General features: G+C 70.2%; 19 protein-coding genes. 3 read left to right on the top strand and 16 right to left on the bottom strand.

Translation table 11 applies throughout. The features are described from left to right. Window positions 1-82 precede the first annotated feature (82 nt). Window positions 83-1390 carry an amidohydrolase family protein gene (locus tag V6M45_RS05390; RefSeq protein ID WP_442880547.1) on the top strand — a complete coding sequence of 436 codons (1308 nt, stop codon included), beginning with the start codon at window positions 83-85 and terminating at the stop codon, window positions 1388-1390. On the opposite strand, the gene lpxK is transcribed toward V6M45_RS05390, so the two are convergent. From lpxK to V6M45_RS05370, 4 genes are read right to left on the bottom strand one after another with little or no spacing between them, the layout of a single operon-like run. After that, window positions 1375-2391, bottom strand: a complete 1017-nt coding sequence (gene lpxK / locus V6M45_RS05385; RefSeq protein ID WP_332654591.1) for a tetraacyldisaccharide 4'-kinase — start codon at window positions 2389-2391, stop codon at window positions 1375-1377. The genes V6M45_RS05390 and lpxK overlap by 16 nt on opposite strands. Next, on the bottom strand, window positions 2388-3683 hold the full coding sequence (locus tag V6M45_RS05380; protein ID WP_332654590.1) for a 3-deoxy-D-manno-octulosonic acid transferase: 1296 nt from the start codon (window positions 3681-3683) through the stop codon (window positions 2388-2390). The genes lpxK and V6M45_RS05380 overlap by 4 nt, the downstream gene beginning before the upstream one ends. 1 nt (window position 3684) lies before the next feature. Next, on the bottom strand, window positions 3685-4371 hold the full coding sequence (locus tag V6M45_RS05375) for a lysophospholipid acyltransferase family protein (protein ID WP_332654588.1): 687 nt from the start codon (window positions 4369-4371) through the stop codon (window positions 3685-3687). After that, the gene (locus tag V6M45_RS05370) at window positions 4368-6209 is read right to left on the bottom strand and encodes an ABC transporter ATP-binding protein (protein ID WP_332654587.1); all 1842 of its coding nucleotides are present in this window, start codon (window positions 6207-6209) and stop codon (window positions 4368-4370) included. Before V6M45_RS05370 ends, V6M45_RS05375 begins: the two co-directional genes overlap by 4 nt. A gap of 158 nt (window positions 6210-6367) precedes the next feature. Between V6M45_RS05370 and V6M45_RS05365 the strand changes: the two genes are divergently transcribed. Further along, the gene (locus tag V6M45_RS05365) at window positions 6368-7033 is read left to right on the top strand and encodes a fused DSP-PTPase phosphatase/NAD kinase-like protein (RefSeq protein WP_332654622.1); all 666 of its coding nucleotides are present in this window, start codon (window positions 6368-6370) and stop codon (window positions 7031-7033) included. On the opposite strand, the gene V6M45_RS05360 is transcribed toward V6M45_RS05365, so the two are convergent. The 8 genes from V6M45_RS05360 to V6M45_RS05325 all read right to left on the bottom strand — a co-directional run bounded on the left by V6M45_RS05360 (window position 7034) and on the right by V6M45_RS05325 (window position 12886). Beyond that, window positions 7034-7261, bottom strand: coding sequence for a hypothetical protein (locus V6M45_RS05360; RefSeq protein ID WP_332654586.1), 228 nt, complete (start codon window positions 7259-7261; stop codon window positions 7034-7036). Beyond that, the gene (locus V6M45_RS05355; RefSeq protein ID WP_332654585.1) at window positions 7258-7476 is read right to left on the bottom strand and encodes a hypothetical protein; all 219 of its coding nucleotides are present in this window, start codon (window positions 7474-7476) and stop codon (window positions 7258-7260) included. The genes V6M45_RS05360 and V6M45_RS05355 overlap by 4 nt, the downstream gene beginning before the upstream one ends. A gap of 63 nt (window positions 7477-7539) precedes the next feature. Continuing rightward, window positions 7540-7794, bottom strand: a complete 255-nt coding sequence (locus V6M45_RS05350) for a DUF4170 domain-containing protein (RefSeq protein WP_332654582.1) — start codon at window positions 7792-7794, stop codon at window positions 7540-7542. Between the two features lie 21 nt (window positions 7795-7815). After that, window positions 7816-8625, bottom strand: coding sequence for an inositol monophosphatase family protein (locus V6M45_RS05345; protein WP_332654581.1), 810 nt, complete (start codon window positions 8623-8625; stop codon window positions 7816-7818). Beyond that, on the bottom strand, window positions 8622-9977 hold the full coding sequence (locus V6M45_RS05340) for a TldD/PmbA family protein (protein WP_332654579.1): 1356 nt from the start codon (window positions 9975-9977) through the stop codon (window positions 8622-8624). The genes V6M45_RS05345 and V6M45_RS05340 overlap by 4 nt, the downstream gene beginning before the upstream one ends. Before the next feature lie 40 nt (window positions 9978-10017). Beyond that, on the bottom strand, window positions 10018-10437 hold the full coding sequence (locus tag V6M45_RS05335) for an MAPEG family protein (RefSeq protein ID WP_332654578.1): 420 nt from the start codon (window positions 10435-10437) through the stop codon (window positions 10018-10020). An 8-nt stretch (window positions 10438-10445) separates the two neighbouring features. Continuing rightward, window positions 10446-12278 carry a M14 family metallopeptidase gene (locus V6M45_RS05330; protein WP_332654577.1) on the bottom strand — a complete coding sequence of 611 codons (1833 nt, stop codon included), beginning with the start codon at window positions 12276-12278 and terminating at the stop codon, window positions 10446-10448. 128 nt (window positions 12279-12406) lie between these two features. After that, window positions 12407-12886 (bottom strand): DUF1579 domain-containing protein, encoded by a 480-nt coding sequence (locus V6M45_RS05325; RefSeq protein ID WP_332654575.1) that lies wholly within the window; start codon window positions 12884-12886, stop codon window positions 12407-12409. A 100-nt stretch (window positions 12887-12986) separates the two neighbouring features. Here V6M45_RS05325 and V6M45_RS05320 point away from each other — a divergent pair, with 100 nt between their 5' ends. Continuing rightward, on the top strand, window positions 12987-13958 hold the full coding sequence (locus V6M45_RS05320; RefSeq protein ID WP_332654574.1) for a helix-turn-helix transcriptional regulator: 972 nt from the start codon (window positions 12987-12989) through the stop codon (window positions 13956-13958). A 4-nt stretch (window positions 13959-13962) separates the two neighbouring features. On the opposite strand, the gene V6M45_RS05315 is transcribed toward V6M45_RS05320, so the two are convergent. The 4 genes from V6M45_RS05315 to V6M45_RS05300 all read right to left on the bottom strand — a co-directional run bounded on the left by V6M45_RS05315 (window position 13963) and on the right by V6M45_RS05300 (window position 17776). Beyond that, entirely contained in the window at window positions 13963-14298 is a 336-nt protein-coding gene (locus tag V6M45_RS05315) for a hypothetical protein (protein WP_332654572.1), read from the bottom strand. A gap of 104 nt (window positions 14299-14402) precedes the next feature. Further along, window positions 14403-15941 (bottom strand): UbiD family decarboxylase, encoded by a 1539-nt coding sequence (locus V6M45_RS05310; protein WP_332654571.1) that lies wholly within the window; start codon window positions 15939-15941, stop codon window positions 14403-14405. A gap of 82 nt (window positions 15942-16023) precedes the next feature. Continuing rightward, window positions 16024-16872, bottom strand: coding sequence for an aldo/keto reductase (locus tag V6M45_RS05305; RefSeq protein WP_332654570.1), 849 nt, complete (start codon window positions 16870-16872; stop codon window positions 16024-16026). Window positions 16873-16897: 25 nt separating this feature from the next. Next, on the bottom strand, window positions 16898-17776 hold the full coding sequence (locus tag V6M45_RS05300) for an alpha/beta hydrolase family protein (RefSeq protein ID WP_332654569.1): 879 nt from the start codon (window positions 17774-17776) through the stop codon (window positions 16898-16900). Window positions 17777-17880: the final 104 nt, after the last annotated feature.

The raw sequence follows: 17880 nt of genomic DNA, 5'->3' as shown, positions 1-17880 counted from the left end.
CGCCCGTAGCAACCTGTGCCTTGGCGCGGACGATAGCGGGTCTAAGGTGAAGGAGCCGTTTCGGGAGGGGTTCGTGAAGTCGATCACAAGATTGTTGGCCGCCGCCGCCGTTCTGCTGGCCACCGGCGCCGCAGCGCAAACGCCCGCCGCGGCTCCGGATTCCGGGCCCGGAGGAACCGTGTTCGTGCAGGTTGGGCGGCTTTTGGCCGATCCGGAAACCGGCGTTGTGCAGCGCAGTAAAACTCTCGTGATCCGGGGGAACCAGGTCGTCGAGGTGCGCGACGGCTTTGTCGGGGAAGGGGAGATCGTCGATCTGCGCGACTCCTTCGTCCTGCCCGGGCTGATCGACAGCCATGTGCATCTGACCAGCCAGCAGAACCCGAACGGGCGGCTGGAGGAGGTCACCCAGTCGAACGCCGAACAGGCCTTCGTCGGCGCCCGGTACGCCCGGCGCACCCTGATGGCGGGGTTCACGACCGTAGCCGACCTCGGCGGGACCAATGAGTCGGTGTTCGCCCTGAGGGACGCCATCCGGCGCGGCGACGTGCCGGGGCCGCGGGTCATCGCCGCCGGTTCGTCTGTGTCCATCCACGGCGGCCACGGCGACATCAACGGCTACCGCGAGGACGTCATGCACCTTCTGTCGTCGGAGAGCGTCTGCTCCGGGCCGGAGGACTGCATGCGGGCGGTGCGGACCCAGGTGCGGGCGGGCGCCGACATCATCAAGATCACCGCCACCGGCGGGGTGCTGTCGAACACGGCGGCGGGGCTGGGGCAGCAGTTCTCGGATGCCGAGCTGGCGGCCATCATCGACGCCGGCCACCGGATGGGGCGGCAGGTGACGGCGCATGCCCACGGCGTCGACGGGATCAACAGCTTCCTGCGCGCCGGCGGCGACTCGATCGAGCACGGGACCTATCTGGACGATGAGTCGATCCGGCTGTTCCGGCGCGAGGGGACGTATCTGGTCCCGACCCTGCTGGCCGGGGACTATGTCGCCCGCATCGCCTCGGGGGCCGACAACTTCTTTACCCCGGCCCAGACGGCCAAGGCGCTGGAGGCGGGGCCGAAGATGCTGGACATGGCGCGGCGGGCGCATGAGGGCGGGGTGAGGATCGCCTTCGGGACCGACAGCGGCGTCTCGGCCCACGGCGACAATGCCCAAGAGTTCGCCCTGCTGGTCCGGGCCGGGATGACGCCGCTGGAAGCCGTTCAGGCGGCCACCGTCGGCGCGGCGGCGCACCTGCGCATCGAGGGCGAGGCGGGGCGGATCGCGCCGGGCCTGCCGGCGGACCTGATCGCCGTGGCCGGCGACCCTCTGGCCGACGTCACTGAGCTGGAGCGAGTGCGGTTCGTGATGAAGGGCGGGGTGGTCTACCGGGCCGAGTGAACGGCGCCCAGCAACAGCGCCTGAAAGCCGCCTTCGTCGTCGAAGCTGGCTTTCACCGGCCATGAGACGACCCGGGCGCGCCATTCGGGCGACAGGCGGAACCAGTCCTTCTCGGTGGTGATCAGCCGGGCGTGGGCGCGGCCGGCGTGTTCGGCGAGGAAATTCAGGTCGGCGTCGCGGAAGGCGGCGTGGTCGGGGAAGGGGGCGAAGTCGACCAGTTCGGCGCCTGCTGCGTCGAGGGCGCGCTCGACCTTCCACGGCTTGGCGATGCCGGCGAAGCCGATCAGGGGCCCGGTCGGCGGCGGCGCGGCGGGCGCCAGACGGGCGACGAAGACCGGCAGGGAGCCGAAGGCCGCGACCAGTTCCGGATCGGCGTGGGGCGTGTCCGCGGGCAGCAGCACCACCACGGCGTCGGCGCGGGCGAGGCCAGCCCGCAGCGGCTCGCGCATCGGGCCGGACGGGAAGACGCCGCCGTCGCCGAAGGGCCATTCGCCGTCGCGGGTCTCGCCGTCGACGACGACGAGGCTGAGGGTCTTCTTCAGGGCCGGATTCTGGTGGGCGTCGTCCAGCACCACGGCGCGGGCGCCCGCCTCCGCCGCGGCGCGGGCCCCGGCGACGCGGTCGCGGGCGATCCAGGCGGGGCCGCCGAGGGCGAGCATCAGCGGCTCGTCGCCGACGTCGGCGGCGGTGTGGACGGCGGGATCGACCCGCACGGGGCCCTTCAGCCTGCCGCCGTAGCCGCGCGACAGGGCGTGGGCCTCGATCCCGGCTTCGTGCAGCAGGCGCAGGGCCTCGCGCGCCACCGGGGTCTTGCCCGAGCCGCCGACGGTGAGATTGCCGACCGAAATGACGGCGGCTCCCGGGTCGACCGGCTCGGCACGGGCGATGCGACGGGCGGTGGCGGCGGCCCAGACCCACGACAGGGGCTTGAGCAGCATGCGGGTCATCGGCGCATGGCGGCGCTCGCGGTCGTACCACCAGCGGGGGGTGTTGAGCTTCATGCGCGCCCCCGGACCGGCGGGGGCGGCAGCAGCGGGGTCAGGCTGTCCCACAGGCGGTCGAGCCCCGAGCCGGCCTCGGCGGCGGCGCGGCGGCCGCGGTCGCCCATGGCGCGGGCGGCCTTGTCGTCGGCCAGCAGGGGGGCGAGCACGGCGGGCAGATCCCACGGGGCCTCGACCACGGCCAGGCCGCCCGCGGCGACGAGGGCGTCGGCGACGGCGGCCCAATTGCTTATGTCCGGGCCGGTGACGGCGGGCTTGCCGAGACGGGCCGGCTCCAGCGGATTGTGGCCGCCCACCGCGGGCTTCTCGAGCGCGGCGGAGAAGCTGCCGCCCATGACCACGACATCGGCCAGACGCAGGAACAGGCCCATCTCTCCGAGGGTGTCGGCGACATAGAGGTCGGTGTCCCGGTCGGGCTCGCGGCCGTCGGAGCGCAGGGCGAAACGGTAGCCGTCGCGGGTCAGGGCGGCGGCGATGTCGCCGCGCCGTTCCGGGTGGCGGGGCACGAGGATCAGGCACAGGCGGTCGGCCAGCTTGTCGAGGGCGCGGACGAGGGCGATCTCCTCGCCGTCGTGGGTGCTGGCGGCGACGACCACGGGCCGGTCGCCGATGGCGGCGCTGAGGCGGGTAAAGGCGCCGGGATCATGCGGCGGGGCGGCCCCGGCCAGCTTCAGGTTCACATGGCCGTCAATGCGGGCCCCGAGGCTTTCCAGCCGTTGGGCGGAGGTCTCGTCCTGCGGCAGGACGCGGTCGAAGGCGGTCAGGATTTCGCGGGCGGCGCCCGGGAAGCGGCGCCAGCCGTCGACGGTCTTCTCTGTGATGCGGGCGCTGGCGAGGATCAGCTTCACCTCGCGACGGCGGGCCTCGAGGATCAGGTTCGGCCACAGTTCGCTTTCCACGAAGACGGCGGCGGCGGGACGCCAGTGGTCGAGGAAGGCGGCGACCGCGCCGGGCGTGTCGACGGGCGCGAACTGGTGCAGGACCCCGGGGGGCAGCCGTCGGGCCAGCAGGGTCGCCGAGGTCAGGGTGCCCGAGGTGACCAGCACCGCCAGGTCGGGCCGTTTCTCGCGCAGCCGCTCGACCACGGGCAGCAGGGACAGAGTCTCGCCGACGCTGACGCCGTGCAGCCAGACCAGGTCGCCGGCGGGCCGGGCGACCGAGGCGAGGCCGAGGCGTTCGTCGACCCGGGCGGGGTCTTCCTTGCCCTGTTTGGCGCGGGCGTCGAGCAGGCGCGGCGCCAGGGGCTCGATCAGGCGGGTCAGGAGCCGGTATGCGATCAGGGCGGGGCTCACGTCAGACGCGCTCCAGCCCGGTGATCCGGTCGGCCTCTGCCTCGACGTCGGTGCAGCGCGTCGTCCAGTCAGCGATGACGTCGGCGAGTTCCGCGCCTTCGGGATAGTCGGCGCGGTCCCAGACGATCGCGCCCCGGCCGAACGGCAGGGGGATCACGGCCTTGTCCCAGCTGTTCAGCCGGATGGCCGGGTTGCACGACAGGCCGATGAACAGCACCGGGGCCCTGGACAGCTTCGCCATCAGCGGCAGGCCCTCGGCCATGACGCGCACCGGGCCGCGGGGGCCGTCGGGGGTGATGGCGAGACCGCCGGCCTTGAGCTGGCGCAGACCGTCGCGCAGGGCCTGGGTCCCGCCCTTGGCGCGGTCCGCCTTGTCCTTGTTGGCCGAGGATCCCCGCACCGCCGGGATGCCGAGCCGGGCCACGGCGCGGGCCAGAAACTCGCCATCGGGGCTCAGAGAGATCAGGCCCTTGACCGGCTGGGCCCGGTCGAACGGCCAGCATGCGGGCCCGAGCGCGACGCGCGAATGCCAGAACACGCACAGGACGCCGCCGCCCTGAGTCCATACGGCCTCGGCGACCTCGCGGTTGCGATGCTCCCAGCGGATGGTCGCGTAACAGAGGCGCAGCCAGGCGGCCAGAATCCAGGCCATCACCGACTGAATCACGGGATTGCGGAGCGGCCTCATGTGACGGCGGCCACCGTCACGGGGTCGCCATCCAGCGACTGCTGCTTCGCCAGGCGGGCGTACAGGCCGCCCTTTCGGACCAGCTGGGCGTGCGTGCCGGTCTCGACGATCCGGCCGGCTTCGACGACATAGATTCGGTCGGCGTTGCGGACGGTCGACAGGCGGTGGGCGATCATCAGGGTCGCCCGGCCGTGCATCAGCCGCTCCAGGGCCGCCTGGACCAGGGCCTCGCTCTCGGTGTCGAGGGCAGAGGTGGCCTCGTCGAGCAGCAGGATGGGCGCGTCTTTCAGGAAGGCCCGGGCGATGGCGATGCGCTGGCGCTGGCCGCCAGACAGGCGCAGGCCCGCCTCGCCGGCGCGGGTCTGATAGCCCTCGGGCAGGCCGAGGATGAAGTCGTGGGCGGCGGCGTTGGCGGCGGCGGCCTCGATCTCGGCCTGCGAGGCGCCGGGGCGGCCGTAGGCGATGTTGGCAGCGAGGGTGTCGTCGAACAGGAAGGGCTCCTGCGTCACCAGGGCGATGCGCGAGCGCAGGTCGTGCAGCTTCAGTTCGCGGATGTCGCGGCCGTTGAGGGTCACGGCACCGGCGGTGACGTCGTAGAAGCGCGGCAGCAGGCTGAGGATGGTCGACTTGCCGCCGCCGGAGGGGCCGACGAGGGCGACGGTCTCGCCGGGGGCCACGGTCAGGGACACGTCGGACAGCGTCGGGGCTCCGCCGGTCGCGGCGGGCGCATAGGCGAAGCTGACGTGGTCCAGGGCGACCGCGACGGGACCGTGGGGCAGGGAGGCGGCGTCGGGCGCCTCGCGGATCTCGGGCTGGATGTCGAGGGCCCCGAACAGACGCCGGGCGGCGGTCAGGCCTTCGGCCATCACGGTCTGGAGGTTGGTCACCTGTCTCAGCGACTGGCCGGCGGCCATCAGCAGTCCGATGTAGGCGGCGAAGGCGCCGACGCTCATGGCTCCGTCGCGGGCGCGCCAGCCAGCGTAGGCCATGACGGCGGCGACGATGACCATGGCCACCAGATTGCTGAACGGCCCGGCGAAGGCGCGGGAGTCGGCGGACTTGATGACGTGCCGCTGGCGGCGGGCGACGACCTCGGCCACCCGATCCTGCTCGGCCGCCTCGCGGTTCTCGATCTTGATCAGGCGGACGCCGTCGAGATTCTCCATCAGGGCGGTGGAGAGGTTCGAGGTCTCGACCATGGCCCCGGTGGTGGCCTTGCGCATCCGCTTGCCGAAGCGGCGGATGACCCAGGCGATGACCGGGGCGCCGAGGAAGACGATGGCGGTCAGCCGCCAGTCGGTCCAGGCCATGTAGCCGAGCACGGCGACCAGGGTCAGGGCGTGCTGGGTGTAGTTGACCACCCCGTTGGTGAAGGCCTCACGGACCAGGTTGGCGTCGAACAGCACCGAGGAGACGAAGCCGCCGGAATGCTGGCTGCGCAGCCGGGCGAGGTCGGCGCGGATCATCGAGCCGAACAGCCTGACCTGGATGTCGCCGACGATTCCGTGGCCGAGCCGGTTGACCAGGGCGGCCTGACCGAGCGCCGCGACCGTCCAGATCAGGCCGGCCCCGACGATGATCAGCGGGATCCACAGCAGGGCCTGCCCGGGCGGCACGGTGAAAACGTTCCAGATAGTCACCGCCTCGCCGAGGAACAGGCCGTTGATGGCCGGCTCCAGCAGCTGCAGCACGGTGGCCGCCATGATCCCGACCACGGCGGCGCAGGCGATCGACAGGAACAGCGGCGTCCGGTGGTGGGAGAGGTAGTCGCGCCAGATGCGGGCCAGCAGCGGGCGAAGCGGCTCCTTCTCGTCGGCGGCGGGCGCGGGCGTCGTCATCGGTCCGAGGTCGGACGGCTGGGGGCGCAAGTCAAGCGGTGTCGACCTTGTCGCGGATGTCGTCTTTGTCGAGGCCGCCCATGTATTGAAAGTATCGCCCGGATTGTCTTGCTCCCGGAGCAGTGGCGTCGAACCCCGGCGGCGGCTATCTCCACCCCATGCCCCGCTACGACCTCTCAACCCGCGCCGGCCGTTTCAGGGCCCGCTGGGACTACGTCTGGAAGGACCACGCCTTTCTGAGGCGGTGGTTCATGAACGCCCATTGGCTGGGTCCCGATCTGGTGCGGACCAACCAGCCGTCGCCGCGGCAGCTGGCGTACTGGAAGGCGCAGGGCATCAAGACCGTCATCAATCTGCGCGGGGCGCGGGACGAGGCCTATTACGCGCTGGAAAGGGCGGCGTGCGAGCGGCTGGGGCTGACGCTGATCGATGCGCCGCTGGATTCGCGCGACCCGCCGCAGAAGGACCGCATCCACCGGGCCCGCGAACTGTTCCGGACCATCGAGTACCCGGTGCTTATCCACTGCAAGTCGGGGGCTGACCGGGCGGGGATGATGGCGGTGCTGTACCGGCATTTCCATCTCGGCGAGCCGATCTCCGAAGCGATCCGGCAGTTGGACAAGAAATACCTGCACCACCGCGAGGGGCTCACCGGGGTGCTGGACTATACGCTGGAGAAATACCTGAAGGAGGTCGAGCCGACCGGGGTCGCCTTCCTCGACTGGATCGACAGCGACGCCTACGACCCCAGGGCGATCCGGGCCGAGTTCAAGGCCCAGTGGTGGGGCACGCTGCTGACCGAGAAACTGCTGAAGCGAGAGTAGTCAGCCCCACGGACCGCGCGGCGTGGTTGGCGAAGGGGGCTGGTCGCCGCCTTGCTCCCCAGCCAGCTCCGCCTCGCGCCGGGCCTTCCGGTCGCCTTCCCAGCGCCGGAACCACTGCGTCCAGTTGCGCTCGCCGCGCCAGGCCATGAGCCAGAGGACGAGCGCCGTCAGCGTGAAGGCGAGGCTGGCGATCTCCTCGCCGCCGAGGGTGCGGCCGAACAGGGTCAAGGTCGGGGGTCCTGCGGAGGCGCCGGGGGCGCGTCCTCGTGGGTGAAGGTTGGCCGCGGCGTGGGGAATTCGCCGGGGGTGACGGGATCGTTCCAGGCGGTGTCGGTCTCGCGCGGTCCGGCGGACGGCTGATCGGGCTTCTTGCGCGTGGCCCAGACGACGATGCCGGCGCCGAGCACCAACAGGGCCAGGATGATCAGGGCGGGGGTCAGCATGGGTCTCTCCCGGTCAGCGTGACAGCACAGACTGAAAGCGCGTCACCGGGGGCCCCGTTCCCCTCAGTGCTCGTGCGCGTCTCCGCGCGGATCGATCATCCGGTGCGCATGCAGGATGAAGTAGCGCATGTGGGCGTTGTCGACCGTCGCCTGCGCCCGGGCCTTCCAGGCCTTGCGGGCCTCCTCGTAGTTGGGGAAGGCGCCGACGAACTCGACCTTCGACAGGTCGCGGAACACCGGCGCGTCGAGGTGGCGCAACTCTCCGCCGATGACGAGGTGGAGCAGTTGGGGGGCGTCTGTTTCGGCGGGCTTGGTCATCGGGCGTCCGGTCGGAGAGAACTAGCGGGGCGCGAGGGGAATAGGCGCTGTGCGCCGCACGATCAACGGGTGAAGCGCCGGGGCGCTGCACACCAGACTGCTCTGACGCGGATCGGCCTGGTTGAAGCGCCAGGCGCCGCCGTGGTGGTCGCTGACCCGGCCGCCCGCCTCCTCGACGATCAGGGCGCCGGCGCAGACGTCCCAATCCCATTTGGGCGTCAGGGCGATGGCGGCGTCAAACGCCCCGGCCGCGACCAGGGCCATGCGATAGGCGATGGCGTTGCGCTTTTCGTACCGCATGGCCGGCCAAGGCTCGGGCCAGTGCGGGCCCTCCATCAGTCGGGCGTCGGCCAGCACCGAGGCGTCGTCAAGATCGGCGGTGTCCGAGGCGCTGATCGGCCGTCCGTTCAGAAAGGCCCCGCCGCCGCGGATCGCGGTGAAGGTTTCACTGAGCGCCGGAGCATGAATGACGGCGGCGACGGGCTGGCCGTCCTCGACGATGGCGATGGGAATGCACCACCACGGCTTGCCCTTCATATAGGCGACCGTGCCGTCAATTGGATCGACCACGATAAGGCGTCGGCTGGACAGGCGGTCGGGGGTGTCGGCGGTCTCCTCGGACAGCCAGCCGTGATCGGGGCGGGCGCCGAGAAGCGCGTCGCGGAGCAGGCGGTCGACGGCCACATCGGCCGAGGTGACAGGCGAGCCGCCCGACTTGGACCAGATCTTCAGCCCGGCGTCGCGTTCTGCCAGCGCCAATTCGCCGGCGGCGAGGGCGGCGGCGCGGATCAGCTCGAGGTCGGCCCCAAGATCGTGGCTTGCCTCGCTCATTTGCCGGCGATGGCCACCGCGTCGAACATCAGCGACGGGCTGTTATTGGCGCCGCGGAACTCGAGGTCAGAACCGCGCTGCATGCGGGCGTAGAGATCGGTCAACTTGCCGGCCACGGTGACCTCGCTGACCGGGTAGGCGATGGCCCCGTTCTCGAACCAGAAGCCCGACACCCCGGCCGACCAGTCCCCGGTGTTGGCGTTCAGCGACGGGCCGAACATGGAGGTGACCAGCAGGCCGGTTCCGGCGTCTGCCATCAGGCCGTCGAGGTCGCGGTCGCCGGGCTCCAGATGCAGGCTGTGCGTGGATACGCCGGGCGGGCCGGCGAGGCCGCGCGAGGCGTGGCCTGTCGAGGCGAGGCCCAGCTGGGCAGCGGCGGCGCTGTTCAGCAGCCAGGTCGTCAGCACGCCGTCGTCAATGATTGATCGGCGCGTCACCGCCACGCCCTCGTCGTCGAACGGGGTCGAGCCCATGCCGCGCGGGCGGAAAGGGTCGTCGATCAGATTGACGCCCTTCGGCAGCACAGGCTGACCCAGACGGTCCTTGAGGAAAGAGGTGCCACGCGCGATCGACGGGCCGGAGATGGCCCCGATGAGGGGCGAGAGGATCTGCATCGCCAGCCGGTTCTCGAAGATCACCGGGGCGGTGGTCGAGGCGATCTTGCGCGGGCCGGTTCGGGCGACGGCGCGGCGTCCGGCCTCGGCGCCGATGCTGGCGGCCGAGGGCAGGTCGGACAGGTGGCGCGCAGCGCGGTTCTCGCCGCCGCGCTCCATGGCGCCGTCCTTTTCGGCGATGACGCCGACGCCGAGCGAGAAGGCCGAGCCATGATAGGCGCCGTCGAAGCCGTGGGAGGTGACCAGCCGCCAGCGGCTCGACGAGGCGCCGGCATGGCCGCCTTCGGAACGGACGACGCCGGGCACGGCCAGGGCGACGGCCTCCGCCTCGGCGGCGACGGCTTCCAGCTGGGCGGCGCTGCGTTCTGAGGGGTCGTACAGGTCGAGGTCGGCGAAGGGGCCGTGGGCGAGTCGGTCCTGCGGGGCGAGGCCGGCGTACGGGTCTTCGGGGGCCAGTTTCGCCATGGCCACGGCGCGCTCGACGAGGCGGGCGCGGGTGGCGTCGGACAGGTCGGAGGCCGAGACGGTGGCCTGACGCCGGCCGATGAAGACGCGCAGGCCGAGGTCGCGGCTCTCCTCGCGTTCGACGTCCTCCAGCGCGCCGTTGCGGACGCCGACGGAGAGGGCGGCGCGCTCGGCCGAGACGGCCTCGGCGGCGTCGGCGCCGGCTTTCAGCGCGGCGGCGACCAGTTCGGGCAGGATGTCGGGCGAGGCGGAGGACGGCAGGCTGTCGGACATGCCCCGATATGGCCGGGCGGCCCGGCGGGTGCAACCGCCGTCAGGAGAGCGCGGCGAAGATCAGCAGGCCGGCCGCCGCAAGGAAGGGAATATAGGTCAGCGCCATGCCGAGCATCCGCCCCAGGGCGGGCTGTTTCTGCTGCCCCATGCCCCAGGCGTGCAGCACACGACCGAGGAAGAAGACGCCGCCGACGGCGTGGATGATCGGGGCGGAATAGAAGACGGCCAGGACGGCGAGGGCGAGGAGGCCCAGCGGGACGTATTCGACGGCGTTGCCGAAGGCCCGGGTCGTGGCGAGGAGCTCGGCGTGACCGCCGTCGCCGAGGGAGACCTTGAGCCGCCGCCGCCCCGCGCTGATCCGCAGCGACAGGGCGAGGACCAGCAGCAGGGACAGGCCGATCCACAGGGCCGCCGCCCGGAAGGCCTCGGTATGGAAGGCCATGGCTTCGGCGATGGTCATGGCAGGCCTCAGTTCTCGCGCGCCACCGGATAGAGGCGATAGCGATCATCATAGAACGGGGTTCGTTCGTAGAACCACTGCAAACGCGCGTTCCCATCGGCGGCGAAGGCGGGCTCGGCGGCGAGCCTGGCCTCGAACTCGGCCTTCAACGCCGGGTCGGCGGCCAGCATGCGCTCGGCCAGGGGGGCGATGGCGTAGCCCTCAATGTATTCGACCCGGCTGAGCACCTCGGGGAACAGGCCCCAGGCGAAGAAGCTCTCGGACGACTGCGGCTCAAGCAGCAGGACGACGATGTCGCCGAGCGGCTGGTCGGTCGGGACGCGGACCGAGCCGGTCGGGAAGGTCCAGTCGCGCCGCTCCGGCGTGACGGACGTGACCGTGACGGGGACGTGGCCCTCGTTGGCGCGGGTCCCGAGTTTCGGATCGTCGAGTCGCAGCATGTCGACGGGGACGGTGCGCGGCGCGTCCAGCGTCTCCATGGCGACGCCGTGCAGGCGCAGCCGCTCGATGATGTCGGCCCGGTACGACGGCACCCAATAGGCCTCGGGGCGACGCAGGGTCAGGGTCGGGTGGGAGGAGTAGAAGGGCAGGCTCCACAACTCGGGGTCCGGCTCGCCCAGCCAGCGGATTTCCTGACGGCCCGAGGCGGGGCTGTCGTACATCTCGTAGCGGATGCCCTTGAAGGCGCGGGTCGTGGAGGGCTGTTCGTCCTGGACGAAATTGGCCGGAATCTCGGCTGGCCGCAGGGCGCTGTCGGCGGCGATGGCGGCGCGCAGGTCGCGTCCTTCGGCCGCCAGGGTGCGCAGGGCCTGTTCGAGGAAGATATAGGTGCCCAGCACGCGCTGCTCGTGCGGCTTGAGGCTATGGTTCTCGATCAGGATGGTCGGGACGTGGGCGGCCGAGCCCCAGCCGTTGGAGAAGCGTTCGCCGAGGCCGCCGTCGGACAGGCCGGCTTTGGGGTCGTCGCCCATGCCGAAGACCAGTTCGCCGGGGATGTGGCCCTGGGTCTCAAGCGCCGCGTTGACGGCCGGCTTGAAGGCCGCGTCGAGCCAGGCGGCGGTGGCCGGCGACCGCGAGTAGATGCCATTCTCGCCGTTATATCCGTAGGTTACATCATACTGATAATCCATGCCGTCGGTGACGTGGATGTCGACATAGAGGTCCGGCCGGTATTTGAGGATCAGGCCGCGCACGGCCCGCATCTCGGGCTGGTCCAGTTTCAGATAGTCGCGGTTGAGGTTCTGGTTGGTCGCCGTATTGCGCCAGCCCTGGATGCGGGGACCGCGCTGGTTGGGGCGGCTGTACGCGCCGGCGCGCTCGTGGCCGTCGACCGACAGGATCGGGATCAGGATCAGATTGACCCGGTCGAGCAGGTCGTCCTTGCCGTTGAAGGCGATGTCGCGCAGCAGCATCATGCCCGCGTCCTTGCCGTCGATCTCGCCGGGGTGGATGCCCGCCTGGGCCAGCAGCACGGGCTTGGCCGGGTCGAAGGCGGCGCCGTCCTTCGAGGCGATGACGGCGTAGATCGGGCGCCCCTCGGGCGAGACGCCGAACTGCTCGATGCGGATCAACTCCGATGCGGCGTCCAGCCGGTCGAACCAGGCGCGGGTGTCGGCGTAGGTCGGGCTGAAGTCATGCGCCGGATCCGCCTCGAAGGGCGTCACCCAGGGATCGGTGGCGTCGCGCAGCAGGGCGCGGCTGGCGCCGTTCCATTGCGGCGCGGGCGGCAGGAAGGCCTGGTCCCACGGGGCGGCGTTGGGGACGGACGGGGACGCGGACTGGGACATGACGGGACTCGACACAAGGGCCGCGACGGCGGCGAGGATCAGGGAGGCGCGCATGGCTCCTCTCTTCCGCCGTCCGTCCGCCGGGTGCAAGTCCGTAAGGTCAGCCCTGGCCATGCAGACGCGACCGGGCCGTGGAACCGGTCCGGTCCCCGGATGCAGGGCGTACTGGCGCAGCTCGACGATCACGCTTCGGCCCTCGTGAAATCCATCACCCAGTTGATCTCCCAGGTCGCCCCGTCGTCATAGGAGAAGGCCTGGGTCCAACGGGCGGTTGTGGGCGTGATGTCAGACCAAACGTAGCGGGCGATGATCGGCCGGCCTTCGTCCGTATCCGGCCCCTCCAGCACGCAGCCGCCCGCGTGGAACCGGCCGCGGACCGGCGGCTGGAGGACGCCGTTCGTGCTGTTGACCCAGCGGACGGTCCATTCCTGGGTCTCGATATCGAAGAGGCGAAAGGCAAGGCCGGTCCAGCCCCGCGCAGGACAGTCCACCTCCTCGACGTTGGCGAGCCCGCCGAGCCGGGGCTCGCAATACGAGGTCGAGGGGAAGCAGTCCCAGTCGTTCGCGCCCACGCCGCGCGCCTTGAGCCGGCGATGCTCGACGGTCCAGCGGCCGTGGATGAAGTCGAAGTCGTGGACGGACGGGGCGGCGGTGGGCGTCATGGCGGTTTCCTTCTCTTTTCAGGGCCGGCGGCCCGGGAGGAGAGGGATAGGACGGGTAACCTGACATCTCTTGTCAGGATTTATCGGCCAAGTTGGAAAAATGCGCGCCAGCCGACTGCTCTCGATCCTGCTCCTGCTCCAGACCCGGGGACGGATGACGGCCGAGGCCCTGGCGGCGGAGTTCGAGGTCTCGCTGCGCACCATCTATCGCGATATCGACGCGCTTAGCGCCGCGGGCGCCCCGGTCTACGCCGATCGCGGACGGTCGGGCGGCTACCAGTTGCTGGACGGCTATCGCACCCGGCTGACCGGCCTCACGGACGCGGAGGCCGAAACGCTTTTTCTGGGCGGCCTGTCGGGGCCGGCGGCGCAGATGGGCTTTTCGGGTGCAGTCACGACCATGCAGCTGAAGTTGCTGGCGGCCCTGCCGCCGGAGCGTCAGGCGGCGGCCGAGCGTCTGGCCGGGCGGTTTCATCTGGATCCCGTCGGCTGGTATCAGAGCGCCGAAGAGGCGGCGCGGCTACCGGCCATCGCCCAGGCGGTCTGGAACAGCCAGGGCGTCTCGGTTCGCTATGAGAGCTGGAAAGGCGAGGTGGAGCGCGAGCTTGAGCCCCTCGGCCTGATCCTGAAAGGCGGCCTCTGGTATCTGGCGGCGCGCCCTGCGGGCGAGCGTGGAGAGCCGCGCACCTATCGGGTTTCGAACATTCTCGATCTGAACGTGGGCGAGGCGAGGTTCGAACGGCCGGAAGGCTTCGATCTGGCGGGATGGTGGGCGGAGACGTCGCAGCGGTTCGAGGCGGATATCTTCACCGGCCAGGCCGTCCTGAAGCTGTCGAGGGAGGGCCTGCGGCGGCTCGCCCGGCTGGGGAGCGAACAAGCGCGTATCGCAGCGGAGGCGGATGCGTCCTCCGGCGACGGCTGGGTCGAGGTCGTCGTGCCGATCGAGTCGGTCGAGCACGCCGCGGTCGATTTCCTGCGACTTGGCGCGGAAGCGGAGATCGTCGCTCCGGCGCCGCTGCGCGCGGAGATGCGCCGCACGGCCGAACGGCTGGCGGCGCTCTATCCGGGTTGAAACCCTAGCGGTTCCGCTTGGCCTCGAGCCGGTCGATGGTGCGCTGGGCGTCGGCGCGACGACGGGTCAGGGTGTCGATCTGGGCCTGCTGGGCCTCGGTCAGACCGCCAGCGGCCTCGCCGGCCGCCTGGATTTCGGCGAGCTGAACGTCGATCTCGGAGACCAGATCCTCCGCTTCGTAGAGGCGGTTCTCCTCGCGCTCGCTGAGAGCCGGACGCGGGGGAGCGGCCCGGCGCGCAGATCCGCGGCCAGTCAGGACCTGAGCGTCGGCCATGACCGGAAGCGAGATGACCGGCATGGCCGTGGCCAGCGCGAGGGCGACAACAAGCGAGCGTTTCATGGAGCAACTCCGGGAAGGACTGCCCACATTGTGTATTACAGTTCCGTCATCTGAAAAGCCCTTTTCGGCCACATTCGGTGGCGGTCGCGTGATCGCCCCCCGGATCAGGCCGGAGACTTCCAGATCGGCGACCCGTCGCCCGGCAATCCGAGGCGCTCCCACATCTCCGACACCCGCTCCACGACCGTCTCGTCCATGCGGATTTCCTCGCCCCATTCGCGCTTCGTTTCGGGCGGCCATTTGTCGGTGGCGTCGAGGCCGATCTTGGAGCCCAGGCCGCTCTCGGGGCTGGCGAAGTCGAGGTAGTCGATCGGAGTGTTCTCGATCAGGGTGATGTCGCGCGCCGGGTCCATCTTGGTGGCGATGGCCCACATGACCTGTTTCCAGTCGCGGGCGTCGATGTCGTCGTCCACGACGATGACCCACTTGGTGTACATGAACTGTCGCAGATAGCTCCAGACACCCAGCATCACGCGTTTGGCGTGGCCGGGGTAGGCCTTCTTCATCGACACAACGGCGATGCGATAGGAACAGCCCTCGGGCGGCAGCCAGAAGTCGGTGATCTCGGGGAACTGCTGGCGCAGCAGGGGGATGAAGACCTCGTTCAGCGCCTCGCCCAGCACCGAGGGCTCGTCGGGCGGGCGACCGGTGAAGGTGGTCAGATAGATCGGGTCGCGGCGCATGGTGATCGCCGTCACCCGAAAGACCGGGAAGGTCTCGACCGAGTTGTAGTAGCCGGTGTGGTCGCCGTAGGGCCCCTCGGGGGCGTGCTCGTCGAAAAGGACATGACCTTCCAGCACGATTTCGGCGTTGGCGGGGACCATCAGCGGCACGGTCTTGCAGGGCACGAGCTCGGCCTTGGCTCCGCGCAACAGGCCGGCGAACTGGTATTCCGACAGGGTGTCCGGCACGGGCGTCACGGCGGCCAGAATGGTCCCGGGGTCGGCGCCGAGCACGACGGCGCAGGGCAGCGGGCCTTTCTTGCCCGCCTTTTTGTGCCGGGCGTAGTGCTGGGCTCCGCCGCGGTGGGCGAGCCAACGCATGATGGCCCTGTCCTTGCCCAGCACCTGCATGCGGTAGATGCCGAGGTTGAAGTCGTCCTCGCGGTCCTCTGACGGCCCCTTGGTGACGACGAGACCCCAGGTGATCAGCGGCGCCGGCTCGCCGGGCCAGCAGCCCTGGACCGGGAGCGAGGTCAGGTCGATCTGGTCGCCCTTGAGCACGACCTGCTGCACCGGGGCCGTCTTCACCACCTTCGGCCGCATCGACATGACGGTCTGCGCCAGCGGCAGCATATCCATGGCGTCCGACAGGCCGCGCGGCGGGGTCGGATTGCGCAGGAAGGCCAGCAGCTCGCCGACCTCGCGCAGCTCGGCGGCGGATGTGCGGGTCTTCTTCTCCATGGTCACGCCCATGGCGACGCGCTTCACCGTGCCGAACAGGTTGGCGAGGCAGGGGATGGGGCTGATCGAGCCGTCGGGCATGACCGGCTTTTCGAACAGCACCGCCGGGCCGCCGTTGCGCAGCAGCCGGGTCTGGATCTCGGTCATCTCCAGATGGGTGGAGACGGGTTCGGAGACGCGAACCAGTTCGCCCCCGGCCTCGAGCATGGCCATGAAGTCGCGCAGGGATTTGTAGGCCATCGATCGCTCCAGACGTCCTGCTGGATTAGGCGGACGAAGCGGCGCTGTCACCCGTTCGCGAGACGGTGCGGCGACGCGACGGTCACCATTCGCGGTCCCACTGGAAAGCCGGATCGATCCAGTCGCCGAGGCGGCCGTCGGAGCGGGCGAGGGCGTGGATGCGGTCCATCTCTTCGGCGGACAGGGCTAAGTCGAAGATGTCGAAATTCTCGGCGGCGCGGCTTTCCTTCGCCGTGCGGGGAATGGCGATCACATCCTGCTGGATCAGCCAGCGCAGGGTGACCTGGCCCGGCGTCTTGCCGTGGGCGCGGGCGATCTCGTTGAGCGTGGGGTCGTCGGCGATCTTGCCCTGGGCCAGCGGCGACCAGGCGGTGATCGACGAGCCGAGGTCCCGTGCGGTCTCCAGCAGGCGGGTGAGCTTCAGGTAGGGGTGGTACTCGACCTGGTTGGTGATCAGTTTCGCCTTCGACAGCGATTGCGCCTGCCGGAACTCGGCCGAGGGGAAGTTGGAGAGGCCGATGGCCCGGGTCAGGCCCTGATCCTGCGCCGCGTTGAGGGCGCCCAGCGTCTCTTCAAACGATGGGGTCGGCTTCGGCCAATGCAGCAGCAGCAGGTCGGGGGTGAAGCCGAGGCTGGCCGCGGATTCGGCCGCCTGTTTCAGCAGGGCGTCCCGGTGGAAATGGTCGACCCAGATCTTGGTGGTCAGCCACAGGTCGTCGCGCGCCACATGGCCGGCCTCGATGGCGTCGCGGATGCCGTCGCCGACGGCCGCCTCGTTGCGATAGATCCAGGCCGTGTCGATGTGGCGGTAGCCGATGCGCAGGGCCTCGGCGACCATGCGGCGGGCGTCTTCGGGCTCAAGCATCCAGGTGCCGAAGCCGAGCAGGGGAATGGCGTGGCCGTCGACGGTGATGGCTGGCTGATCGGTCATGGCGGGCTCCGGGCGGGGGAGCGGTTTAACTGGGGGGCGCGGCGGATGGTTCAACCAGCCAGTCGAACATCTCGTCCCACAAAGGCTCCATGCCCCGGCGGAAGGCGCCCTCATGGCCGATGCGGGGAACGCCATAGTCGGCCGGCGCGCGCACGACGACCTCGCGCGGCGCATTGGGATACACCTGCAGCAGGTCGTGCGATGTCCCGGGCGTCGCGATCGGGTCGTCGGTGAAGATCCACGAGCGGATCGGCGCCGTCACCGCCTCGAAATGATGGGGTCGGAGCCGGTCGTTCAGCTCGTCACGGAAATAGGCGGCCTTCAGACACCAGCGCCGCCAGGTCTCCCAGACACCGCGCGGCAGGTCGGTCCCGGCCCACAGGCCGCCGCCCTTGATGTAGCCGCGGCGCGCGAGGCTCCACGGGCCGTAGCCGAACCAGAAGAACAATTCGAACGGATTATAGGACCGGTGATGCCGGGCCCAGTAACCGCTGCCGACCGAGACGAACGCATGACGGTCGATGCGGTGCTGATTGGGCATGAAACCGAGGAAATGGCCGCCGACGCTGTGTCCGACATGGACGACCGGCACGTCCGGGGCCGCCGCGACCAGGGCGTCGAGCGCGGCGGGCATGTCGAGCCGGCCCCAGTCGGGATAGTCCATCCGCATCGCGGCGAGGTCGTCGGGCCGGGAGCCGGCGATGCCCCGGAAATCGTAGGTCAGCACGGCCGCGCCCTTGCCGGCCAGATGGCGGGCGAACCTCCCGTAGAACCCCTTCGGAAAGCCGGTTCCCGAGCTGACGAGCACGGCGACCGTCGGCGCTTTCGCTGACACCAGTTGCATCGACAGGGGATAGCCGTCGGCGGCGGTGACGGTGAGATCGTGGATGACTGGGTCGCTCATCGACAGGTCCGTAGTTATTCGCAACGAACCTAATTGATTGACGCGGCGTCAGGTCAAGCTCTCTTGGAGCCGCCGCCGTCCTCGGCTAAAGCCCGCCCCCTGTC

Source organism: Brevundimonas sp. (assembly GCF_036676055.1).
Taxonomy (GTDB): Bacteria; Pseudomonadota; Alphaproteobacteria; order Caulobacterales; family Caulobacteraceae; genus Brevundimonas.
The sequence above is the reverse complement of the archived record's forward strand: the minus strand, read 5'-3'. Positions and strand labels throughout refer to the sequence as shown.